We start from the raw sequence: 20,584 nt of genomic DNA on the forward strand, positions 1-20,584 counted from the left end.
TTTTATCGACAAAAGTAATGAAATTAATGTTTGAAATGACGAGTGCCCGTCATCACCATTGAAATTTTGTGTTCGTTGCAATAATCAACACTTAATTGGTCTTTTATGGAACCACCTGGTTGTATTACACTGGTAATGCCAGCTTTGTCCGCAATCTCCACACAATCGGGAAAAGGGAAGAAAGCATCACTCGCCATAACCGCGCCTTTTAGGTCGAAATTAAAGGTTTGTGCTTTATGGATTGCCTGGTTTAATGCATCAACTCTACTAGTCTGGCCAGTTCCGCTTGCACAAAGTTGTTTATTCTTAGCGAGAACAATTGTATTCGATTTTGTGTGCTTGCATAATTTTGATGCAAAAATCAAATCTTCTATTTCTTGCTCGGTAGGCTTGGTGATTGTTGCATTTACAAGATCGGCAATAGTATCAGTTTTATGGTCCTTTTCTTGAAGAAGCATACCATTTAAGCAAGTTCTTACCAACATTTCTGGCATTTCTACTTCATTCTGTATTAGAATAATCCTGTTTTTCTTGCCTTTTAAAATCTCTGAAGCCTCAGCATTGTAACTTGGAGCGATTACTACTTCACAAAAAAGTTTATGAATTTCTTCAGCGGTAGCTTTGTCGATTTCTTTATTGCTAATAAGAACACCGCCAAATGCTGAAACAGGATCACCTGCCAAGGCGTCTACATATGCTTGGTGCAAGGTGTCTCTTTGAGAAAGACCACAAGCATTGTTATGTTTAAGAATCGCAAAAGTAGGTGCGTCGTTTTTAAATTCTAACATCAAGTTAACCGCAGCATCAACATCTAATAAGTTGTTGTATGATAATTCCTTTCCATGTAATTTAGAGAACATAGCATCGAAATCTCCAAAAAAGAATCCTTTTTGATGAGGATTCTCCCCATAACGTAAAACCTTTCCATTGGTCTCGCTTATTTTAAGGGCCGCTAGATCGTGGTTTTTGTTAAAGTAATTAAAAATGGCAGTATCATAATGAGAAGAAACGTTGAAAGTTTTGGCGGCGAAACGCTTTCTATCCTCCAAGCTGATATTCCCGTTGTCTGCTGAAATTACAGAAAGAAAGTCGGCATAATCTTCCATGGAAGATACACAGGTAACATCTTTAAAGTTTTTGGCAGCGGCACGAATCAATGAAATTCCGCCGATATCAATTTTTTCTATAATATCTTGTTCAGAAGCACCACTTGCAACCGTTTTTTCGAACGGATATAAATCAACAATAACGATATCTATTTGTGGAATTTCGAATTCAGCCAATTGTGCAACATCACTTTCATTGTCCTGTCTGTTCAAAATACCACCAAATACTTTTGGGTGTAAAGTCTTTACTCTACCACCTAGTATAGAAGGGTAGCTAGTTACATCTTCAACAGGTACCACATCGATTCCTAAATCTTTGATGAACTTTTCCGTACCCCCGGTAGAATAAATAGTAATTCCTAATTCTTGAAATTTCTTAACTATAGGCTCTAACCCATCTTTATGGAAAACTGAAATTAAGGCTGAAGACGCTTTTTTTACACTGCTCATTGTATGATGCTTAAATGTTTTTAATAAGCAAGCAAAAGTAATTTTTTTGCAGCTATTATATGAGCTTGTTTATCAACAAAAAGCCTAAAGTTTTAAAGAATTTTGGCTACTTCAAAATTTACGAATTCTAAAAAGCGCTCATCTGCCTTGGTAAATGGGTCTGGAGTGTTAGAGTCAATGTCTATTTGACCAATGTTTTCACCATTAACGAATAAAGGAACTACTATTTCGGCTTTAACCGTAATGCTGCATGCGATATAGTTGTCTTGTGCCTGAACATCAGGTACTACAAAGTTCTGGTTGCTTTCTGCTACTTGTCCGCAAATGCCTTTTCCATAAGGGATAATTGTATGATCAGTTGGTGCCCCGGCATAAGAACCTAGTTTTAATTCACGTTTATCACCATTTTTAAAGTAAAATCCTACCCAGTCATAGTGTGGTACTTCAGCTTTTAAAATCTCGCAGATAGCTTGCATTTTAGCATCTGCGGAAGTATTCGAGTCAACTATACAACTTACTTTTGGGCGTAGTGCGCTAAACATAACTTTTTTTTGCAAAAGTAAGAATTGTTCATATTGCTTGGTGTAGTCTGACCTATAAAAATAAAAAAGCGGATGTTCCAATAGACATCCGCTTTTTTTACCACTTAATATTTTGTGTGCTAATTATGGGTGAATTTTCAAGTCAAATTGAATCAAGTCATTATTATCAAAACCAGGCTGAAGACCTTCTATTGGAAATCCGAAAGAAGCATCATACTGCTTTGTTGAAGCAAATGAAGCATTGTCATCTGCAGATACGCCAGAAGCACCATAGTAATATACTAAGTCCCAAAACGCTCTAAATTCGCGACCAATATTTACTCTGTAAATCGTTTCGTTTAGTAAAGAGAAAAAAGTTTCTGTGTTACCTTTAACTTCTGCTGCAGGGTTTGTACCTGTTCCAACAGTTTCGGTAAATTGACCAGCACCTAAAGCCAATCTTTTTGTAGTATCTCTAAAATCCCCTTTACCGATTGTAGTCCCAAAAGTATACACAATTTCGCCATTATCAATGTCTGGTACAGGAAGAGGAAAAGAAAAGTCGATTTCCTTTTTAGGAGCACCATCTAAATCAATAGAACCATCTGCTTTTAAAACTTTACTTAAATCATCACTTATAAGGTCAAATGAGCTAAAAGGCATTTCTCCTTGTCCTAAATAATTTTTTGTAATGTACATTCTGCGTTGGGTAGTGGCGTCCGAAGTGAAAATAACTCTACCGGTAACACTTGTACCTGCTTCTCCATTGGCAGATGCCGATGTAATGTCTGCAGAAGGGACAGCTTTGTCAAAAACTGAGCCGTCGTCTGAACTACAGCTACTTATAAAAAGTGTTATAGTGCATATTAGTAATGTGTATTTTAAATGTTTTCTCATAATTTTTAGTTTAAATAACTAGAGCTTAAAGATGTTAATGATTGTTATTTATTAATGTGTGCCACTCATTTAACTTAAAAGCACAGGTGGTCGTATAGTCTAAATCTGTTTTTTTGTATGTATGAAAGAATAAGTACTAGGTGCGCCAATATTTCGTTAAAGAAATGACGTATAGAATCTTATATATTGAATATTTCGTAAATTTGCGAAGATGAAAAATTTGCTTCATAAATTATTTTCTGTTTCAATGGCATTGCTATTGTTGCTGTCCACTATTTCGTGGACGGTTGAAAAGCATTTATGTATGGGGCGGGTATTGGATATTGCTTGGTTCGATACTGCTGAAGATTGTGGAATGGAAGCTGGTTTGGCTTTGTTAGATGATTCCTCTCAAATTACAAAGCATTGTTGTGATAATGAATCGTTTACTATGCAAGGTCAAGATGATTTAAATCATGATATCTTTAGTTTAGATTTTTCTCAACAAGTATTCTTAATTTCATTTACAACAACTTATTTAGGCTTATTTCAAGAGTCTGTAGATAAGAATATTGTTTTTGATTCCTATCCGCCTCCTATATTGGATAAGGATTTGAATATACTTCACCAAGTATTCTTGATTTGATTTAAAACGTGTTTTACGTCGCTTTTTTGCGTTCACACATTTTTTAATCAAATCTAACATTCCATGAAAAATAGAATTTGGCTTTCAGCCATTATCCTTTTTGGCGTACAATTTGCTGAGGCCCAAGGACCTCCGATTACTGCCGATAAACCAATTATGCTGGGTGGCGGTAGTTTTACCGCAAAAACCTTAACAGAAATAAGACATACCGAAAGAGGTGATTTCACCTATGTTCCCGTTATGCTACATTATTTACCTACCTCTAATTCTTTGGTAGCAATTCATTTACCTTATATAAATTATGATATCGAAAACGGACCAAGCGGTAGCAGTTTGGCAGATATTAAAATCATGGGTAAATATCAGTTCTTTAGAAAAGATGGTACGGGTAAAACCTTTAGAATGGTCGCTAAAACATTACAAACACTACCGACGGGTAAGGATTTAGATGTTATGGAATTAAGCACAGGTAAATATGCCGGATACTACGGTATTGTTGCGGGTTATGAATCATTAAAGTATGGAATCTCAAATGAACTTGGTTATAACTGGATGCCAGATGGTACAATGGATGCTCTTATGCATAAAATTGGGTTTGGGTTACCATTGTTAAAACCTCAGTATCCTAACAAACAGGTCAACCTATATTTTGAATATACCAATGCATGGTTGGTGGAGCGCGATTGGTACCAGTTATTATATGCCCAAGGTATACAGTATGCACGAAAGAATGTAACGTTCGATTTTGCAGTTCAAGTGCCCATAGTGAACGATATTGAAGCAGGGCGTAAATTAAAATATAGCCTGTTTTTAGGCTCTAGATATTCTTTTTAAGAAAATTTTTAAAACATAAAATAATGAAAAAATCAATAATAGTATCGGTGTTATTAATGGTAATTGTAGTCTTTAGTGCAGTTGCACAAGAAGGTAAGGATAAATTTATGGTGCAAGTAGACGGACTAGGTTGTCCGTTTTGTGCATACGGACTTGAGAAGAAATTCAAGGAATTTAAAGGGATAAAAAATGTTAAGATTGATATCGAAACAGGTGACTTTAGTTTTTCTTATCCGGCGGAAAAAGGATTAACCCTTACAGATGTTGAGAAGCAAGTTGAAAAGGCAGGATATACACCAATAACTGCTAAAGTAGAGCGTGCCAATGGTACGGTGGAAGAATCTTCTGCTATGACAATGATGAAAAAAACGGAAGGTACCATAACTAAAAATGTAATGGTTGCAGGAAATTGTGCTATGTGTGAAGCTCGAATTACCAAAGCTGCAGAATCAGTAAAAGGTGTTTCTGCCGTTTCTTGGAATAAGGATACTAAAATCATGAATGTTTCTTTTGATGCAGGGTTGACTTCTCTTGAGAAAATAGAAAAGGAAGTAGCAGTTGCGGGTCATGACACCAAAAATCATCAAGCACATACCGATGATTACGGTGATTTACCTGCATGTTGTAAGTACGAACGTTTAAACTACTAGTGATGAGAAAAAGTATTTTTATAATATTCGTATTGGTTTTTGCATCGGCCTGTAAAGAAAAAGTAGCCGTTCCTAAAGAATGGGTGTTGTCTAAAACTATTCAGTTAGATGGGGTGAATCCCATTGGTTTAACCCAAGTAAATGGTTCAATTTGGCTTTCTGATGGTGATCATAACCGTTTGGTAAAAATTGATGAAGAGGGTGAAATCACCGAAACAATAGATTCTCTAGACAGACCAATGCATATTGATGCTATAAAGGAAACTATTTTTATTCCTGAATACGGAAAAGATGCAATTGAAACGGTTGATAAAAAGGGAAGATTTGTTATGCAGGTATCCGATTCTTTAGATGCACCAGCAGGAGTTTCCGTCTATAAAAATGAAAGGGCTATTGCAGATTTCTACAATAATCGTGTTCTATATTTTGATGGTGCCAATTGGATTTCTTTTGGTAAGGAAGGGAAAGCGGAAGGGGAGTTTTATTACCCGACAGACGTTCAAATTACTAAGGACAAGATTTGGGTAGCAGATGCCTATAACAATCGAGTACAAGCTTTTGACAAAAAAGGTGCTTTCCTTCAAATGATGGGACAGGATCAAAAGATGAATGCGGCAACAGGAATTTTTGTTTCTGAAAATGAAGTGTTTGTTACTGATTTTGAAAACAATCGTGTTTTAGTTTTTGATATGTCCGGTGTACTATTACAAATTTTAAAAGACCAAATAGAAAAGCCTACCGATATGATGATAAAAGATGATATGCTGTATATAATTAATTACAGAAATGGCAAACTCAATCTTTTTGATAAACGGCCAATAGCGGGAAAGGAGTAATAACAAGAAATAAAATAATAGGTCTATCTGGATGTCTAATTAGGTTTCCAGATTTATATAATAATTATAATGCAACGTATGAAACATACATATACTATAGTTGGCATGACCTGTAATGGATGCAAAGCTAATGTTCTGAAAACACTAGCGAATGTTGAAGGTGTAACTAGTGCTTTGGTAGATTTGCAAAAAGCTGAGGCGATTTTGGAAATGGATAAACATATTTCATTAAAATCGATGCAAACCGCCATGAAAGAAGATGGCGGACATTATTCCATTCATGAATTAGGGTCGCAACATCATGGGGATGTCAAGTCCAAGAAAGTAGAAAACGGAAATGGTGTTTTCTATTGCCCGATGCATTGCGAAGGTGACAAAACCTATTCTGAGCCTGGAGATTGCCCTGTTTGTGGAATGGATTTGGTAGAAGAGGCGAGTGCTGATGGCCATCAAGGTCAGGAGTATACGTGTCCCATGCACCCAGAAGTGGTGAGAGATGAACCAGGGGATTGCCCTATTTGTGGTATGGATTTAGTGCCAAAACAGGCTGATGTTTCTGCCGAGGAAAAAAGCTATTCTAAGCTTTTGAAAAAATTTAAAATAGCGATCACTTTTACGCTTCCTACATTCATTATTGCGATGTCTGAGATGATACCGAACAATCCTCTTCAAAATATTCTGAGTTTAAAGTATTGGAACTGGGTTCAGTTTGCATTGTCTATTCCTGTAGTATTTTATGCAACATGGATGTTCTTTGAGCGTGCGTATCGTTCCGTAAAAACATGGAATTTAAACATGTTTACGTTAATTGGTATTGGAGCAGGGGTAGCTTGGTTATTTAGTGTTTTTGCCATTTTGGTGCCCGATTTTTTCCCACCACAATTTAAAACCGATCAAGGTACGGTACATGTGTATTTTGAAGCAGCTACGGTTATTTTAACCTTAGTGCTATTTGGACAATTGTTAGAGGCTCATGCACACAGTAAAACCAATTCTGCCGTAAAGGAACTTTTAAAACTTGCTCCCAATATAGCGATTCGTATTGTAAATGGAATTGAAGAAACCATAGCAATCGATAAGATTTCAAAAGGTGACTTGTTGCGTGTAAAACCAGGTGACAAAATTCCGGTTGACGGGGTTTTGACTGATGGTGAAAGTACGGTCGATGAATCTATGATTACGGGTGAGCCCGTTCCAGTGCAAAAGGTTGTTGGTGATAATGTAAGCTCAGGCACCATAAATGGCAAACGTTCTTTCGTAATAAAAGCAGAGAAAGTTGGTTCCGATACTTTGCTGTCACAGATTATTGACATGGTGAACAAGGCAAGTCGTAGTCAGGCTCCCATTCAAAAACTGGCTGATAAAATCTCTGGTTATTTTGTACCTGCTGTGGTATTTATTTCTGTAATTACTTTTATTGTTTGGGTCATTTTTGGTCCAGAGCCGGTGTATGTATATGCGTTGGTAAATGCAATCGCAGTATTGATTATCGCTTGCCCCTGTGCTTTAGGGTTGGCAACCCCAATGTCGGTTATGGTAGGTGTGGGTAAAGGTGCGCAATCGGGAGTGTTGATAAAAAATGCCGAAGCTTTAGAGCGAATGGATAAAATCGATACGTTGATTATTGATAAAACAGGAACCATTACTGAAGGAAAACCATCCGTAGAAAAAGTAGGTAGTATTGCTGATTATGATTCAGATAAAGTGCTTCAGTATATCGTATCCTTAAATCAGTTTAGTGAACACCCCTTAGCTGACGCTACCGTAAGATATGGAAAAGCAGAAAAGGTGGGTGTTTTAAAAGTAGATGATTTTGATTCCATTACGGGCATGGGGGTTACTGGCACCATTAATGGGGAGTCTATTGCCTTGGGTAATGAAAAGATGATGACTGAAGAGCAAGTTATTATTCCTTATACTTTAAAGTCAGAAGTGGTGTCTCATCAAAAGCAAGGGAAAACAGTTTCTTATTTAGCGGTCGATGGTAAAGTGGTCGGATATGTAGCTATCGGGGATAAAATTAAAAAGACAAGTGTAAAAGCAATAAAAGAGCTTCAAAAATCAGGTATAGCGGTCATTATGCTCACAGGAGATAATCATGATACGGCTAAGGCTGTGGCAGAGCAATTGAATTTGGCCGACTTTAAGGCAAGTATGCTCCCTCAAGATAAGCTGGCTGAGGTTGAACGTTTGCAATCTGAAGGCAAAAAAGTTGCCGTTGCAGGAGACGGAATTAATGACGCACCTGCTTTGGCGAAAAGTGATGTAGGTATAGCGATGGGCACAGGTACCGATGTTGCTATCGAGAGCGCTTCAATTACCTTGGTGAAAGGTGATTTACATGGTATTGTAAAAGCTAATAAGCTTAGTCATTCGGTCATGAAAAATATCAAGCAGAATTTATTTTTTGCATTGATCTATAATACTGTTGGTATTCCGATTGCAGCGGGAGTATTGTTTCCATATTTCGGAATTTTATTATCTCCTATGATTGCGGCTTTGGCTATGAGTTTTAGTTCGGTTTCGGTTATTGCAAACGCATTACGCCTGCGGGTAGCCAAAATTGGTTAATGCAATTGTATGTACAATACATAAAATATACATGAATAAATTTATAGTGATAATTGCATTAACCCTGTTGCCTTGGTTCTGTTATTCTCAAGAAATGGTTGAAGGAGTAGTTCTAGATTCTAACGGTGCAAACGCTTTAAGTCTTTCGGGTGCCAATGTGTACTGGCAAGATTCGCAAACGGGAGTAGTGACAGATTATGATGGTAAATTTTCTATACCCTTTCTAAAGGGATTCAACAAACTGATTGTTAGTTACGTTGGGTACGAATCGGATACACTAACGATAAATCAGCCAAAGACCATTCGGCTTAGTTTAAAATCGTCCAACGAGTTAGATGAGGTGGTGGTGCAGCAAGAACGCGATGCTATACAGAAAACGTATTTCAGTCCGCTGAATGTTATAACGGTAAATAGCGCAGAACTATTGAAGGCGGCATGTTGTAATTTGGCAGAAAGTTTTGAAACCAATCCGGCGATAGATGTTAATCTATCCGATGGTCTTACCGGAACCAAGCAAATTCAGATGCTGGGGTTGACCAGTCCGTATTTATTGATTACTCAAGAAAATATTCCTATGGTCCGTGGAGCCTCACAGGCTTACGGGTTGACCTTTACGCCAGGTACTTGGATAGAGAGTATCCAAATCACCAAAGGAGCTGGTAGTGTGGTCAATGGTTATGAAAGTATTTCGGGTCAGATAAATACCGAATTGGTGAAGCCATTAACAGATAATGCTGTTTTTGTAAATGGCTATGCCAATGAAAATGGGCGCTATGAAATGAATACTCATTTTAATAGAAAGCTTACGGATAAGTTGAGTGCCGGACTTTATATTCACGGAAATATGCGTGCACAGAAAGAGGATAATAATAAAGACGGATTTTTGGATGCTCCTTTAGGTAATCAAATAAATGTGATGAACCGTTGGCAATATCAAGATGCTGAAAAAGGATGGGTCAGTTTTTTAAATGTTCGATTTTTGAATGATGAAAAACAAGTAGGGCAGGTAGATTTTAATCCTAATACTGATAGATTTACGACCAACGCTTGGGGTAGTGAGATAAATACCCGTCGTTTTGATACTTCTCTGAAATTAGGGTATGTTTTTCCGGAATTGCCCTTTCAAAGCTTTGGTTTTCAAACTGCGTATAGTCTACATAAGCAAGATTCCTATTTTGGGTTTAGAACATACAATATCAATCACGAAAGTATTTTTACGAGTTTACTTTTTAATTCTATAATCGGCGATACAAGAAACAAGTTTAAAACGGGAATTTCATTTGCATATGACGGGTATGATGAGGTAGTGACGACTACGGATTATTCTCGAGAAGATTCTTCGGTCGGTGCTTTTATAGAATATAGTTATGAAAATTTAGAGAAAGTTAGTTTAACTGCGGGTCTTCGTGTAGATAACCATAATCGATTGGGGACTTTTGTAACTCCACGTTTTCATATTCGCTATACACCATGGGAAAAAGGAAGTTTACGTGGTTCGTTTGGAAGAGGTAAAAGAGCAGCGAATATATTTGCTGAAAATCAGCAATTGTTTGCATCTGCAAGAGAAATTAAGATTTTGAATATAGGTGGTAGCGTGTATGGTTTAGAACCCGAGGATGCTTGGAACTATGGAGTAAGTTTTTTACAGGGATTTAATTTCCTTAACAAAAAAGGAGATGTATCGATTGATTATTATGTCACTGATTTTAAAAATCAAATAGTAGTCGATTGGGAAAATCCGCAGGAAGTTTCATTTTATAATTTAGAAGGAAAAAGCAATGCACATAGTTTTCAAATTGAGATGAATTATGAATTATTAACTCGGTTAAATTTTAGAACAGCGTATAAATTCTATGATGTTTCGACCGATTATAAAAGTGGAAACCTGCAAAAGCCATTACAAGCGCAACATCGTTTTTTCATTAATTTAGGCTATGAAACAGAAGCTAAGGAAAATGGTTCTCAATGGAAAGTCGATTATACACTGCATAGTTTAGGAAAAATGAGATTACCTGACACTAGCTCTAATTCAGCACAATATCAATTAGGTGCATATTCATCGCCATATAATCTCATGAATGCTCAAATAACAAAAGTGTTTTCTAATACGTTTGAAATGTATGTAGGAGGGGAGAACCTAACCGGAGAACAACAAAGAAATCCAGTATTGGGTGCAGATAGTCCTTTTGGTCCTAATTTTGATACAACCATTGTGTATGCGCCAATAATGGGAAGAATGTTTTATGGTGGCTTTAGATTTAAAATTTTATAACACATTAATTTATAATTATGAAAACAACTATTTTGTCAATAGCGATGATGTTGATTGCTGTGGTAACCTATGCGCAGGATAAAAACAAAAAAATGACTTTTGATGTAAACGGTAAATGCGCAATGTGTAAAGAGCGTATTGAAGAGGCTGCATTAAATGTGAAGGGAGTAAAATATGCAAATTGGGATATTCCTACTCATCAATTAGCTGTTATTATGGATGAACGTAAAACTAATGCCATGAAAATTAAAACCGCTATTGTTGCCGTTGGTCATGACACCAAAGAATTGAAGGCGACAGATGAAGCTTATAATAGTGTACACCCTTGTTGTCTGTACAGAGAAGATAATTCAGATGATGGAGTACACCATAAAAATTAGTCAGAATAACTACTTTTATTTGGGTTCTTTTTGCTGTTGAAAAATACATAGAAAGTTTTAGTTAATTTTTTGCCAACGTGATTATCACGAATCAAAATCTGAAATACATTAGTATAGATTTATTTTAAATTCGATACTCATGGCACAAGCAAAATCAGCAGGGAAACCAGCTGCCAAGCCTTCTCCAGCAAAAGCTGGTAAAAAGGCTGCTCCAAAAGCTGCTCCTAAGAAGAAGTAGTTAAGTTATTGCCTTTAGAAGGCAATACCGTTTGGACGATAAAACCACCTTCTGTAAATAAAGAAGGTGGTTTTTTTGTTTCCGGTATTCAAGCATAAAAAAACCGCTCTTGATATTTCAAGAGCGGTTTAAAGTTATATTGACTGCGCAAACCAATTAATTATTGGCTGTGGCGCCTCGTCACTACATCATTCCTGGCATCCCGCCACCCATTGGTGGGCCAGCAGGCGTATCTTCTTTAATGTCGGTCAAAGCACATTCGGTAGTCAAGATCATACCAGCAACAGAAGCTGCATTTTCCAATGCTACTCTAGTTACTTTCTTAGGATCGATAATACCAGCTTTCATCATCTCAACATATTTCTCAGACTTAGCATCGTAACCATAATCTCCTTTACCTTCAAGAATTTTAGCGATTACTACAGAACCTTCACCACCAGCGTTAGAAACGATAGTTCTTAAAGGAGCTTCGATTGCACGGGCTACAATTTGTAAACCTGTTGCTTCATCTTCGTTTTCGGTAGCTACTTTAGAAAGAACAGATTTTGCTCTAACCAATGCAACACCACCACCAGCAACAATACCTTCTTCAACTGCAGCTCTCGTTGCATGTAAAGCATCATCAACACGGTCTTTTTTCTCTTTCATTTCAACTTCAGAAGCTGCACCTACATAAAGTACGGCAACACCACCAGCTAACTTCGCTAAACGCTCTTGAAGTTTTTCTTTATCATAATCAGAAGTAGTGGTCTCAATTTGAGATTTAATCTGATTTACCCTTGTTTTGATATCTTTTGCAACACCGCCACCGTTTACGATTGTAGTATTGTCTTTATCGATTTGTACTTTTTCACAAGTACCTAACATGTCAAGAGTAGTATTATCTAATGAGAATCCTCTTTCTTCAGAAATAACGGTACCACCGGTTAAGATTGCGATATCTTCTAACATTGCTTTTCTTCGGTCACCAAATCCTGGTGCCTTAACGGCAGCAATTTTTAAAGAACCTCTTAATTTGTTTACTACCAAAGTAGCTAATGCTTCACCATCAACATCTTCAGCAATAATTAAAAGTGGTTTTCCTGATTGAGCAACTGGCTCCAATACAGGTAACAAATCCTTCATTGAAGAAATTTTCTTGTCGAACAACAAGATGTAAGGGTTTTCTAATTGAGCTACCATCTTTTCTGAATCGGTAACAAAATATGGTGAAAGGTAGCCTCTATCGAATTGCATGCCTTCTACAACATCAACGTAAGTATCAGTTCCTTTAGCTTCTTCTACAGTAATAACACCTTCTTTACCAACTTTACCGAAAGCTTGAGCGATTAATTCACCAATTGTTTCGTCGTTGTTGGCTGAAATAGAAGCAACTTGCTTAATTTTTTCAGAAGAATCGCCAACTTTTTTAGCTTGCTTAGCCAAATCTGCAACGATAGCTTCAACTGCTTTATCGATACCTCTTTTTAGGTCCATTGGGTTTGCACCTGCAGCAACGTTTTTCAAACCTTCTTTAACGATAGCTTGAGCTAAAACAGTTGCGGTAGTTGTACCGTCACCGGCCAAATCGTTGGTTTTAGAAGCAACTTCTTTAACCATTTGCGCACCCATGTTTTCTAATGGATCAGCTAATTCTATTTCTTTTGCAACGGTAACACCATCTTTAGTTACCTGCGGAGCACCAAATGATTTGCTGATGATTACATTTCTACCCTTTGGGCCTAATGTAACCTTTACCGCATTTGCCAATGCATCAACACCTCTTTTAAGACCGTCTCTTGCATCTATGTCAAACTTAATATCTTTTGCCATTTTTAATTTAGTTTTGATTTTTGACCTTGAGCTATTCGTCTTGGTCAAGAAAATTATTAATTATTTTTTCAGAGATTGTGAACTTCGCAAATGGCTAAATGCCATAAGCTAAAGGCTATTTAGATGATAGCAAGAATATCACTTTCTCTCATCATTAAGTAATCTGAACCTTCTAATTTTAATTCAGTTCCAGCATATTTGCCATAAAGAACAGTATCACCAACCTTAACGGTAACTTTGTCATCTTTTGTACCAGGACCTACCGCTACAACTTTACCTTTCTGTGGTTTTTCTTTTGCAGTATCAGGAATGTAAAGTCCAGACGCAGTTTTAGTTTCAGCTGCCATTGGCTCTATAAGAACTCGGTCTGCCAATGGTTTGATATTAACTTTAGCCATAATTATTAATTTTTAAATTGATTTTTAGTTTCGTGGGTATACAAAGGCAGAAATTATGCCATTGCCTATTTCATGACAGATTGGAAGCAAAAAATGCCAGCTTGTCATAAGCTGGCATTTGTGTAAATTATGTTGAAATGTTTTATAAACTATCTGAAGGAGTTGCTTCGTTAGTTACAGGAGGTGTAACTTCTTCTGGTAAGGTCTCTGGAACCGTAGTTTCAATGTCATCACCTTGTAATAATTTAGAATCTGCATCACCAAAATTACCTTTAAGGGCAATGTTAGAAGCTAAGATCAAAACTATTAATAATCCAGCTAAGGTCCATGTGCTTTTGTCTAAAAAGTCACCTGTTTTTTTAACTCCGCCAGCAACTTGGGTTCCTCCACCACCAAAAGAAGAAGAAAGTCCGCCACCTTTTGGATTTTGTACCATAATCACCAATACTAATAATAAGCATACGACGATGATAAGTATCAAGAATATTGAAAATGTACTCATTCTATATTATTTATTATCTTTTTGAATTTTTTCTACTGCCCTAATTCGGTCTGCAAAGAAACCACTTTTTTCCGGATATTTCAAACTTAAAATTTTGAATGCTTGAATCGCCTTTTTATACTGTTTTTGCTCTAAATAAACTCTAGCCAAAGTTTCGGTCATCAACTCGTTTTTGTCAATTTTCGAGGAGCTTGAAATATCGATGGTTTTACTCTTTTCTTCAATAGGTACTATTTTAGGATTGTTAGCTATAAACCTATCGATACGATCAAATTTCTTCTTTTTAATTGCCTCATCCTTTGGTGAGATAGTTCTTTTTATTTTTTCAACTACTTTCTTTTCTTCAGTTTTTTCAATTATTTTTATTATTGGTTTGCTAGAAGCTAAATTCAACCACTCTGAAAAAGAATATTTTTCTTTGGCATCAAAAGTCAAAGGCTTTCCAATATCTAAGGTTTCTTCCTCTTTAGAAATTTCTGGTTTTTTAGATTGAAAAAGTTCGGGATCTAAAATATGCTCAGCGTCATTCTCATCTTGAGGTAGGGGCTTATCTTCAGATGCTATTATTAAAAGGGCAGGTTCCTCCTTTTTATTTTTGGGTAGAGTTTCGTTTTCTAACTCTTCAATTACTGAAACAGATTCAATTTCTAAAATGTTCCCTTCAACTAAAATCTGTGGATCAGTTGTTTCATTTGAAGAATTATACTGTAAAAAATCTTTTGAGGTGATGAAATCAAAAAGTACATCTCGATCTGTGGTAAAGGCTGCTGTGGTTTTTAGCGCCTTATTGTATTTGTAGCTATTTAGGTTTTTAAGACCTTTAAGGTGTAACGCTCTAGCTGCCTGAAAATAGGGATATTCAGCGATAATATCTTCTAGATGTTTGGTGTGTATAGGTTCTACCACTTTGGTAGGGTGTTCTATAAAGTATGTAAACTCCTTAACGTTCATTTAATTACCAATCTGCCAATGAGGCGTTGAAAATATCTTGCGTAAGTCTTTCGAAAATTATTTCATGTGCTTCACTTTTTATGGCTGATAACTGAGTATCTGCAGGATAATCATAAAAGAATGAAAAACTCTGGTCAAATGCGGCATCTTCCTTCAATCGATTGTAAAATCGAACTTTAACACGCATAGATAATCTGTTTTGCGCAGCAGTTTGATTTGCCGTTGCAGACATTGGTGAAATTTTATATTCCGTTATCTCGCCTTCATATAATAAATCTGGATTACCAGAGGTTACGAGATCTAAGCTTGTTTGATTCAAAATTCTATCTTGCAATGCCAATGAAAAATCTCTATCAACACCAGGTTCGAATGTTGAGCCCGGGCTTTGGGTAGCATAATTCTGAAAATAATTCACCTGAAAAGTTTTGGCATCGCCAACATTACCACCTGTAAAATTATAAATACCGCAACCCATAAGCAATATTGCAGGTAGTATAAAAAGTAATATTTTTTTAACGTATCTCATTGAAATGGAGTTCATTTTTGTTAAAGATCGTATTGTTTTATTTTACGGTAAAGTGTTCTTTCAGAAATTCCTAATTCTGAAGCGGCCGCTTTTCTTTTACCACGATTGCGCTCAAGTGATTTTTTTATCAGTTCCACTTCTTTCTCCTGTAAAGATAGGGTTTCTTCTTCTTGAATTTCTTCGGCAAAATGGTATTTATCCTCGTAAGAATCTTGAATGTATGATGCTTCTTCCTTTTTAGGTTCAGGTAAATGCAATAGGTGCATGTTAGATTCTTCTTGGGTCTCTTGCTCCATGTCAATGTCTTCCTCATCTTCGTTTCCGTAGATTTTACGAATCAGATTTTCATTGTCTTTTTGAACTTTTTGGGAGTCATTATTTTTCAAGAGCTCCATTGTTAATTTTTTGAGATCGTTGAGGTCGCCTTTCATATCGAATAGTACCTTGTAAAGAATCTCTCTCTCATTACTGAAATCACTTTCGGATTTAGTATTCGATACTACCGCAGGCAAATTACTTGTGGTGTTATTTGGTAAGTATCCATTAAGCGTTGCTGCTGTTATTGCTCTATTTTCCTCAAGCACAGAAATTTGCTCTGCTATATTTCGTAGCTGACGGATGTTACCTGGCCATCTGTATTTTTTTAAAAGTGAGACAGCTTGATCATCTAATCGAATAGTCGGCATTTTATATTTCTGACTAAAATCGGAAGCAAATTTTCTAAAGAGTAAATGAATATCATCTGAACGTTCCCTCAATGGTGGAATATTAATCTCTACCGTACTTAAACGATAATATAGGTCTTCGCGAAAACGTTCTTTTTTAATCGCCTCGAACATATTTACATTGGTAGCGGCAACGATACGTACATCTGTTTTTTGAACTTGTGAAGAACCAACTTTTAAAAATTCACCATTTTCTAAAACCCTCAATAGTCGAACTTGTGTGGTTAAGGGTAATTCTCCTACTTCATCTAAAAATATAGTACCGCCATCAGCAACTTCAAAATAACCGCTTCTGGTTTGGGTAGCTCCAGTAAATGCTCCTTTTTCATGACCAAAAAGCTCGCTGTCTATTGTGCCTTCTGGTATAGCGCCACAGTTTACGGCAATATATTTAGCATGCTTTCTATGAGATAAAGAATGAATAATTTTTGGTATGGCTTCTTTACCGACTCCACTTTCACCAGTTACCAAAACCGAAATATCGGTAGGAGCGACCTGCATAGCTTTTTCCAAAGCTCGATTAAGTTTTGGATCTTGTCCTATAATTTCAAAACGTTGTTTTATGCTTTGTATGCTTTCCATATTAAATGGTGCTATAAATTAATTATTGTCTGAATATCCTTGGGCAATACCTTTTAAGGTAGCCGAAGTACAATCGTTTATTTGAACATTTACAAAGTCACCAACTTTATAATTTTCTTTTGGAAATACTACAACCGTGCTTTGAGAGTTTCTTCCCATCCATTCATCTTCAGATTTTTTTGATGTTCCTTCAATTAAAACCTCTTGAACTTTTCCAACATGCTTTTCTGTTCTAAACTGGCAGTGTTGGCGTTGTAAAGCTATGATTTCTGATAAACGTCTCTTCTTAGTTTTTTCAGGAATATCGTCAACCATCTTTCTTCCGGCCAAGGTGCCTGGTCTTTCAGAATAGGCATACATATAACCAAAATCATACTTCACATATTCCAAAGCTTTTAATGTAGCAGCATGGTCTTCTTCGGTCTCTGTTGGAAAACCACTAATAATATCTTGTGATATTGAACAATCAGGAAGAATCTGTCTAATATTGTCAATCAGTTCAAAATATTCTTCAATGGTGTGCAATCTGTTCATTTCCTTCAAGATTCGATTACTGCCACTTTGAACGGGTAAATGAATATGATCGCAAATATTCTTATGTTTTGCCATGGTCTCGATAACATCTAAGGTCATGTCTTGAGGATTGGATGTTGAGAACCTGATTCGCATTTTTGGATGCGCCAGTGCAACCGTCTCTAAAAGTTTTGAAAAACTGGTAGCTGTGGCTTTCTGCATTTCAGATGCATTCTCAAAATTTTTCTTGAGTCCGCCGCCATACCATAAATAGCTATCTACATTTTGTCCTAGAAGTGTAATTTCTTTAAATCCATTTCTTTCAAGTTCATTTACTTCTTCTAAAATTGACTGTGGATCCCTACTTCGTTCACGACCTCTAGTAAACGGCACTACACAAAAGGTACACATGTTATCGCAACCTCTAGTAATTGAAACAAAGGCGGTAACACCATTAGTGTTTAGCCTTACAGGAGCGATATCTCCATAAGTTTCATCTTTCGATAAAATAACATTAACGGCATCTCGACCAGAATCGACTTCTTTAATTAGGTTGGGCAAATCTTTATAGGCATCTGGCCCAACGACCATATCTACAATTTTTTCCTCGTCCAAAAGTTTGTCCTTCAGGCGTTCTGCCATACAGCCCAAAACTCCTACTTTTAAATTTGGTCTAGATTTCTTTACCTTGTTATATTCCGTTAATCGTTTTCGTATCGTCTGTTCTGCTTTATCTCTAATAGAACATGTGTTTACAAGAATTAAATCGGCATCCTCTAAAGTTTGGGTTGTGTTAAAACCTTCGGTTGCTAATATAGAAGCAACAATTTCACTATCTGCGAAATTCATTGCGCATCCATAACTCTCTATATATAAGTTACGTTTGTTAGTTTCTTTTCCTTCAACAGCCAAAGTGGTGCCCTGCACATTTTCGTCTATGGTTTTCTCCATTTTGTGTAATACGTTGCAATAAAATATTTGGTTGGCAAAGATACTACTATAATCAAAAATATGACAATTTGACATGATTTTTTAGGTAATGTTTAGGCTTTGCCCGTAAATATTATTTAGTTTTATCTTAAAATATAGTAACCCTTAATTATGAATTTAGAAATCATTACAGAGCGTATTAAAACGAATTCGCATTTATCTTTTGGAGACATCTTTAGTAAGTCTTTTGATTTGTTTAAAAAAGTATGGCTGCAAGGCTTTATAGTGTTGTTGCTGACGTTCGTTATTATTTTGCCATTTTATATGATTCTTTATATACCAATGATAGGTACTGGTATTACAGACCCAGAGGCTATTCGAAATAATGAATTGCCGCCTATGGTCGCCATTGCAATGGGTATTCTTGCGCCAGTAATCGCAGTAGGTGTCTCAACTTTTGCTTTGGCCTTAAATGCGGCATTCTTAAAGATTTGTAGACAAAATGATATTGGAGAAGAATCGAGTGGCGATTATTTCTATTTTTTTAAAGAAGGGCGTTTAGGTAAGGTTTTTATATTAGCACTGTATACGTTAGGGTTGGCCATATTAGGGCTACTTGCTTGTGGTGTTGGTCTTATTTATATTATTGTTCCTCTTTCATTAATACCGGCTTTCTTAGCTTTTTCAGAAGAACTTTCGCCATTAGAAATGGTTAAGGCAAGTTTTGCGCTAGGAAATAAAAATTGGCTTGTTATTTTCGGATTAGTCTTGGTTACAGGAATCGTTGCTGAATTAGGCTTTCTTTTATGCTGTGTAGGTATACTTTTTACAGCTATGCTAAGTAAAGTGCCAACCTATTATATGTATAAAGATGGCGTGGGTTTCAATGAGATAGGTTAAGTTTTATTAACTAGGGTACGCAACTAAAAGTTGTATTTCTCATCTATTGATCACAACCGGTAAATTGCAAACTATGAGAAATAATGTTTTTTTGTTGTTAATTGTATTAGTATCAACCTTTATTTCCTGCGATGATGATGGGCCGTATGAAGACTATCTGGTGGCGCGACCTATTTTGCAAGATGCCATTTCCTTTAAGGCTGAAGCAATTGATATTGTTGATCCTACACCAATTGTTTCATCTGGTAAAATTTACACTTATCAGGATTATATTTTTATAAATGATGTAAATCTAGGTTTTCACGTAATTAACAATCAAAATCCATTATCGCCCGAAAGTATTGCATTTATTAAGCTTGAAGGTAATTATGATATTTCCATAAAAGACGATAAGTTATATGCTGATAGTTATGGTGACTTGGTCATTTTTGATATTTCCGATATTAATAATATTACACTATCGAATCGAATAGTCAATGCTATATATAACAATGATGTTTGGCTTTCAACTATCGAGTATCCGCAAGCTGATTTTTACGAATATGGTGATATTGATTATGATACCGATATTGTTGTTGGATGGGAAGTAACAACAGAAAGAAGGTCGGTCGAAGAATATGAGGCACGGTTTAATTGCGACATTTGTAGCTTTGACAATGCATTAGAGAATTTTGCAGGATCGCCTCAACCTTCTATAGGGCAGGGTGGTTCTTTGGCTCGTTTTAAAATAATCGGTAATTATTTATATGTAGTTGATTATAGCGACATCAACATTTTTGATATTACTAATGTAGAGGAGCCCATAGTATTAGAAGATGTGCAAGTAGCTTGGGATATTGAAACCATTTATAGTCAAGGTGATATTCTATTTATAGGAGGTACACAAGGTATGTATATATATGATATTAAGAATCCTGAAAAACCTGAATTCATTTCAGAATTTAGACATGGTACAGCTTGTGATCCTGTTGTAGTTGATGGTAGCTATGCTTATGTTACTCTAAAAGGAGGCGGATTTTGTGGAAATACTGAAAGTGGATTATATGTGATAGATATTTCTAATTTGAAAAATCCGGAGTTAAAAGTTATTTACCCGATGGATGGTCCTAATGGTTTAGGAATTAAATACGATACACTTTTTATTTGCGACGGTGAGGCTGGTTTAAAAGTATATGATAAGAGCGATGCCCCTAATATTACTCTAATTAATACTTTCGAAAATATTATTGCGTATGATGTAATACCATTGGCATCATCACTTTTAATGATCGGAGACAGAGTTTTGTATCAATACGAGTATGTAGATAATGATATTCGACTCTTAAGTACTTATGAATTGTAAAGCTATAGGTTTATTTAATACAT

Annotated in this window: 19 protein-coding genes; 9 read left to right on the forward strand and 10 right to left on the reverse strand. The window is 36.1% G+C overall.

Features of this window, described 5'->3' with window-relative positions; genetic code table 11:
- Positions 1-23 precede the first annotated feature (23 nt).
- The 3 genes from purH to AACZ41_RS09830 all read right to left on the reverse strand — a co-directional run bounded on the left by purH (position 24) and on the right by AACZ41_RS09830 (position 2,974).
- On the reverse strand, positions 24-1,556 hold the full coding sequence (gene purH, locus AACZ41_RS09820) for a bifunctional phosphoribosylaminoimidazolecarboxamide formyltransferase/IMP cyclohydrolase (RefSeq protein ID WP_339628254.1): 1,533 nt from the start codon (positions 1,554-1,556) through the stop codon (positions 24-26).
- A 92-nt stretch (positions 1,557-1,648) separates the two neighbouring features.
- A complete protein-coding gene (locus AACZ41_RS09825; RefSeq protein ID WP_339628255.1) occupies positions 1,649-2,098 on the reverse strand; it encodes a GAF domain-containing protein in 450 nt (149 codons plus the stop codon).
- 123 nt (positions 2,099-2,221) lie between these two features.
- Positions 2,222-2,974 (reverse strand): hypothetical protein, encoded by a 753-nt coding sequence (locus AACZ41_RS09830; RefSeq protein WP_339628256.1) that lies wholly within the window; start codon positions 2,972-2,974, stop codon positions 2,222-2,224.
- A gap of 211 nt (positions 2,975-3,185) precedes the next feature.
- Between AACZ41_RS09830 and AACZ41_RS09835 the strand changes: the two genes are divergently transcribed.
- From AACZ41_RS09835 to AACZ41_RS09865, 7 genes are all read left to right on the forward strand, one after another.
- A complete protein-coding gene (locus tag AACZ41_RS09835) occupies positions 3,186-3,599 on the forward strand; it encodes a hypothetical protein (protein ID WP_339628257.1) in 414 nt (137 codons plus the stop codon).
- A gap of 63 nt (positions 3,600-3,662) precedes the next feature.
- Complete coding sequence (locus tag AACZ41_RS09840; protein WP_339628258.1) at positions 3,663-4,433, forward strand: hypothetical protein; 771 nt, start codon at positions 3,663-3,665, stop codon at positions 4,431-4,433.
- Positions 4,434-4,456: 23 nt separating this feature from the next.
- The gene (locus tag AACZ41_RS09845; RefSeq protein ID WP_339628259.1) at positions 4,457-5,083 is read left to right on the forward strand and encodes a heavy-metal-associated domain-containing protein; all 627 of its coding nucleotides are present in this window, start codon (positions 4,457-4,459) and stop codon (positions 5,081-5,083) included.
- A 2-nt stretch (positions 5,084-5,085) separates the two neighbouring features.
- Positions 5,086-5,919 (forward strand): NHL repeat-containing protein, encoded by an 834-nt coding sequence (locus AACZ41_RS09850; protein WP_339628260.1) that lies wholly within the window; start codon positions 5,086-5,088, stop codon positions 5,917-5,919.
- Between the two features lie 78 nt (positions 5,920-5,997).
- Positions 5,998-8,490: a heavy metal translocating P-type ATPase gene (locus AACZ41_RS09855; RefSeq protein WP_339628261.1), complete on the forward strand. Its 2,493-nt coding sequence runs from the start codon at positions 5,998-6,000 to the stop codon at positions 8,488-8,490.
- A 31-nt stretch (positions 8,491-8,521) separates the two neighbouring features.
- Positions 8,522-10,762, forward strand: coding sequence for a TonB-dependent receptor (locus tag AACZ41_RS09860; RefSeq protein ID WP_339628262.1), 2,241 nt, complete (start codon positions 8,522-8,524; stop codon positions 10,760-10,762).
- Between the two features lie 17 nt (positions 10,763-10,779).
- Positions 10,780-11,142: a cation transporter gene (locus AACZ41_RS09865; RefSeq protein ID WP_339628263.1), complete on the forward strand. Its 363-nt coding sequence runs from the start codon at positions 10,780-10,782 to the stop codon at positions 11,140-11,142.
- 421 nt (positions 11,143-11,563) lie between these two features.
- On the opposite strand, the gene groL is transcribed toward AACZ41_RS09865, so the two are convergent.
- The 7 genes from groL to miaB all read right to left on the reverse strand — a co-directional run bounded on the left by groL (position 11,564) and on the right by miaB (position 18,340).
- The gene (gene groL / locus AACZ41_RS09870) at positions 11,564-13,192 is read right to left on the reverse strand and encodes a chaperonin GroEL (protein ID WP_339628264.1); all 1,629 of its coding nucleotides are present in this window, start codon (positions 13,190-13,192) and stop codon (positions 11,564-11,566) included.
- A gap of 119 nt (positions 13,193-13,311) precedes the next feature.
- A complete protein-coding gene (locus AACZ41_RS09875; protein ID WP_079514159.1) occupies positions 13,312-13,590 on the reverse strand; it encodes a co-chaperone GroES in 279 nt (92 codons plus the stop codon).
- Between the two features lie 142 nt (positions 13,591-13,732).
- On the reverse strand, positions 13,733-14,092 hold the full coding sequence (gene secG / locus AACZ41_RS09880) for a preprotein translocase subunit SecG (RefSeq protein ID WP_091620463.1): 360 nt from the start codon (positions 14,090-14,092) through the stop codon (positions 13,733-13,735).
- A 6-nt stretch (positions 14,093-14,098) separates the two neighbouring features.
- Positions 14,099-15,043, reverse strand: a complete 945-nt coding sequence (locus AACZ41_RS09885; protein WP_339628265.1) for a hypothetical protein — start codon at positions 15,041-15,043, stop codon at positions 14,099-14,101.
- Between the two features lie 4 nt (positions 15,044-15,047).
- A complete protein-coding gene (locus AACZ41_RS09890; RefSeq protein WP_339628266.1) occupies positions 15,048-15,569 on the reverse strand; it encodes an LptE family protein in 522 nt (173 codons plus the stop codon).
- Positions 15,570-15,589: 20 nt separating this feature from the next.
- Positions 15,590-16,876: a sigma-54 dependent transcriptional regulator gene (locus AACZ41_RS09895; protein WP_339628267.1), complete on the reverse strand. Its 1,287-nt coding sequence runs from the start codon at positions 16,874-16,876 to the stop codon at positions 15,590-15,592.
- An 18-nt stretch (positions 16,877-16,894) separates the two neighbouring features.
- Positions 16,895-18,340: a tRNA (N6-isopentenyl adenosine(37)-C2)-methylthiotransferase MiaB gene (gene miaB / locus AACZ41_RS09900; RefSeq protein WP_339628268.1), complete on the reverse strand. Its 1,446-nt coding sequence runs from the start codon at positions 18,338-18,340 to the stop codon at positions 16,895-16,897.
- 150 nt (positions 18,341-18,490) lie between these two features.
- On the opposite strand from miaB, the gene AACZ41_RS09905 reads away from it, so the two are divergent.
- On the forward strand, positions 18,491-19,219 hold the full coding sequence (locus tag AACZ41_RS09905; RefSeq protein ID WP_339628269.1) for a hypothetical protein: 729 nt from the start codon (positions 18,491-18,493) through the stop codon (positions 19,217-19,219).
- Between the two features lie 73 nt (positions 19,220-19,292).
- The gene (locus tag AACZ41_RS09910; RefSeq protein ID WP_339628270.1) at positions 19,293-20,561 is read left to right on the forward strand and encodes a hypothetical protein; all 1,269 of its coding nucleotides are present in this window, start codon (positions 19,293-19,295) and stop codon (positions 20,559-20,561) included.
- Positions 20,562-20,584: the final 23 nt, after the last annotated feature.

This window comes from uncultured Maribacter sp., from assembly GCF_963974015.1.
Classification (GTDB): domain Bacteria; phylum Bacteroidota; class Bacteroidia; order Flavobacteriales; family Flavobacteriaceae; genus Maribacter.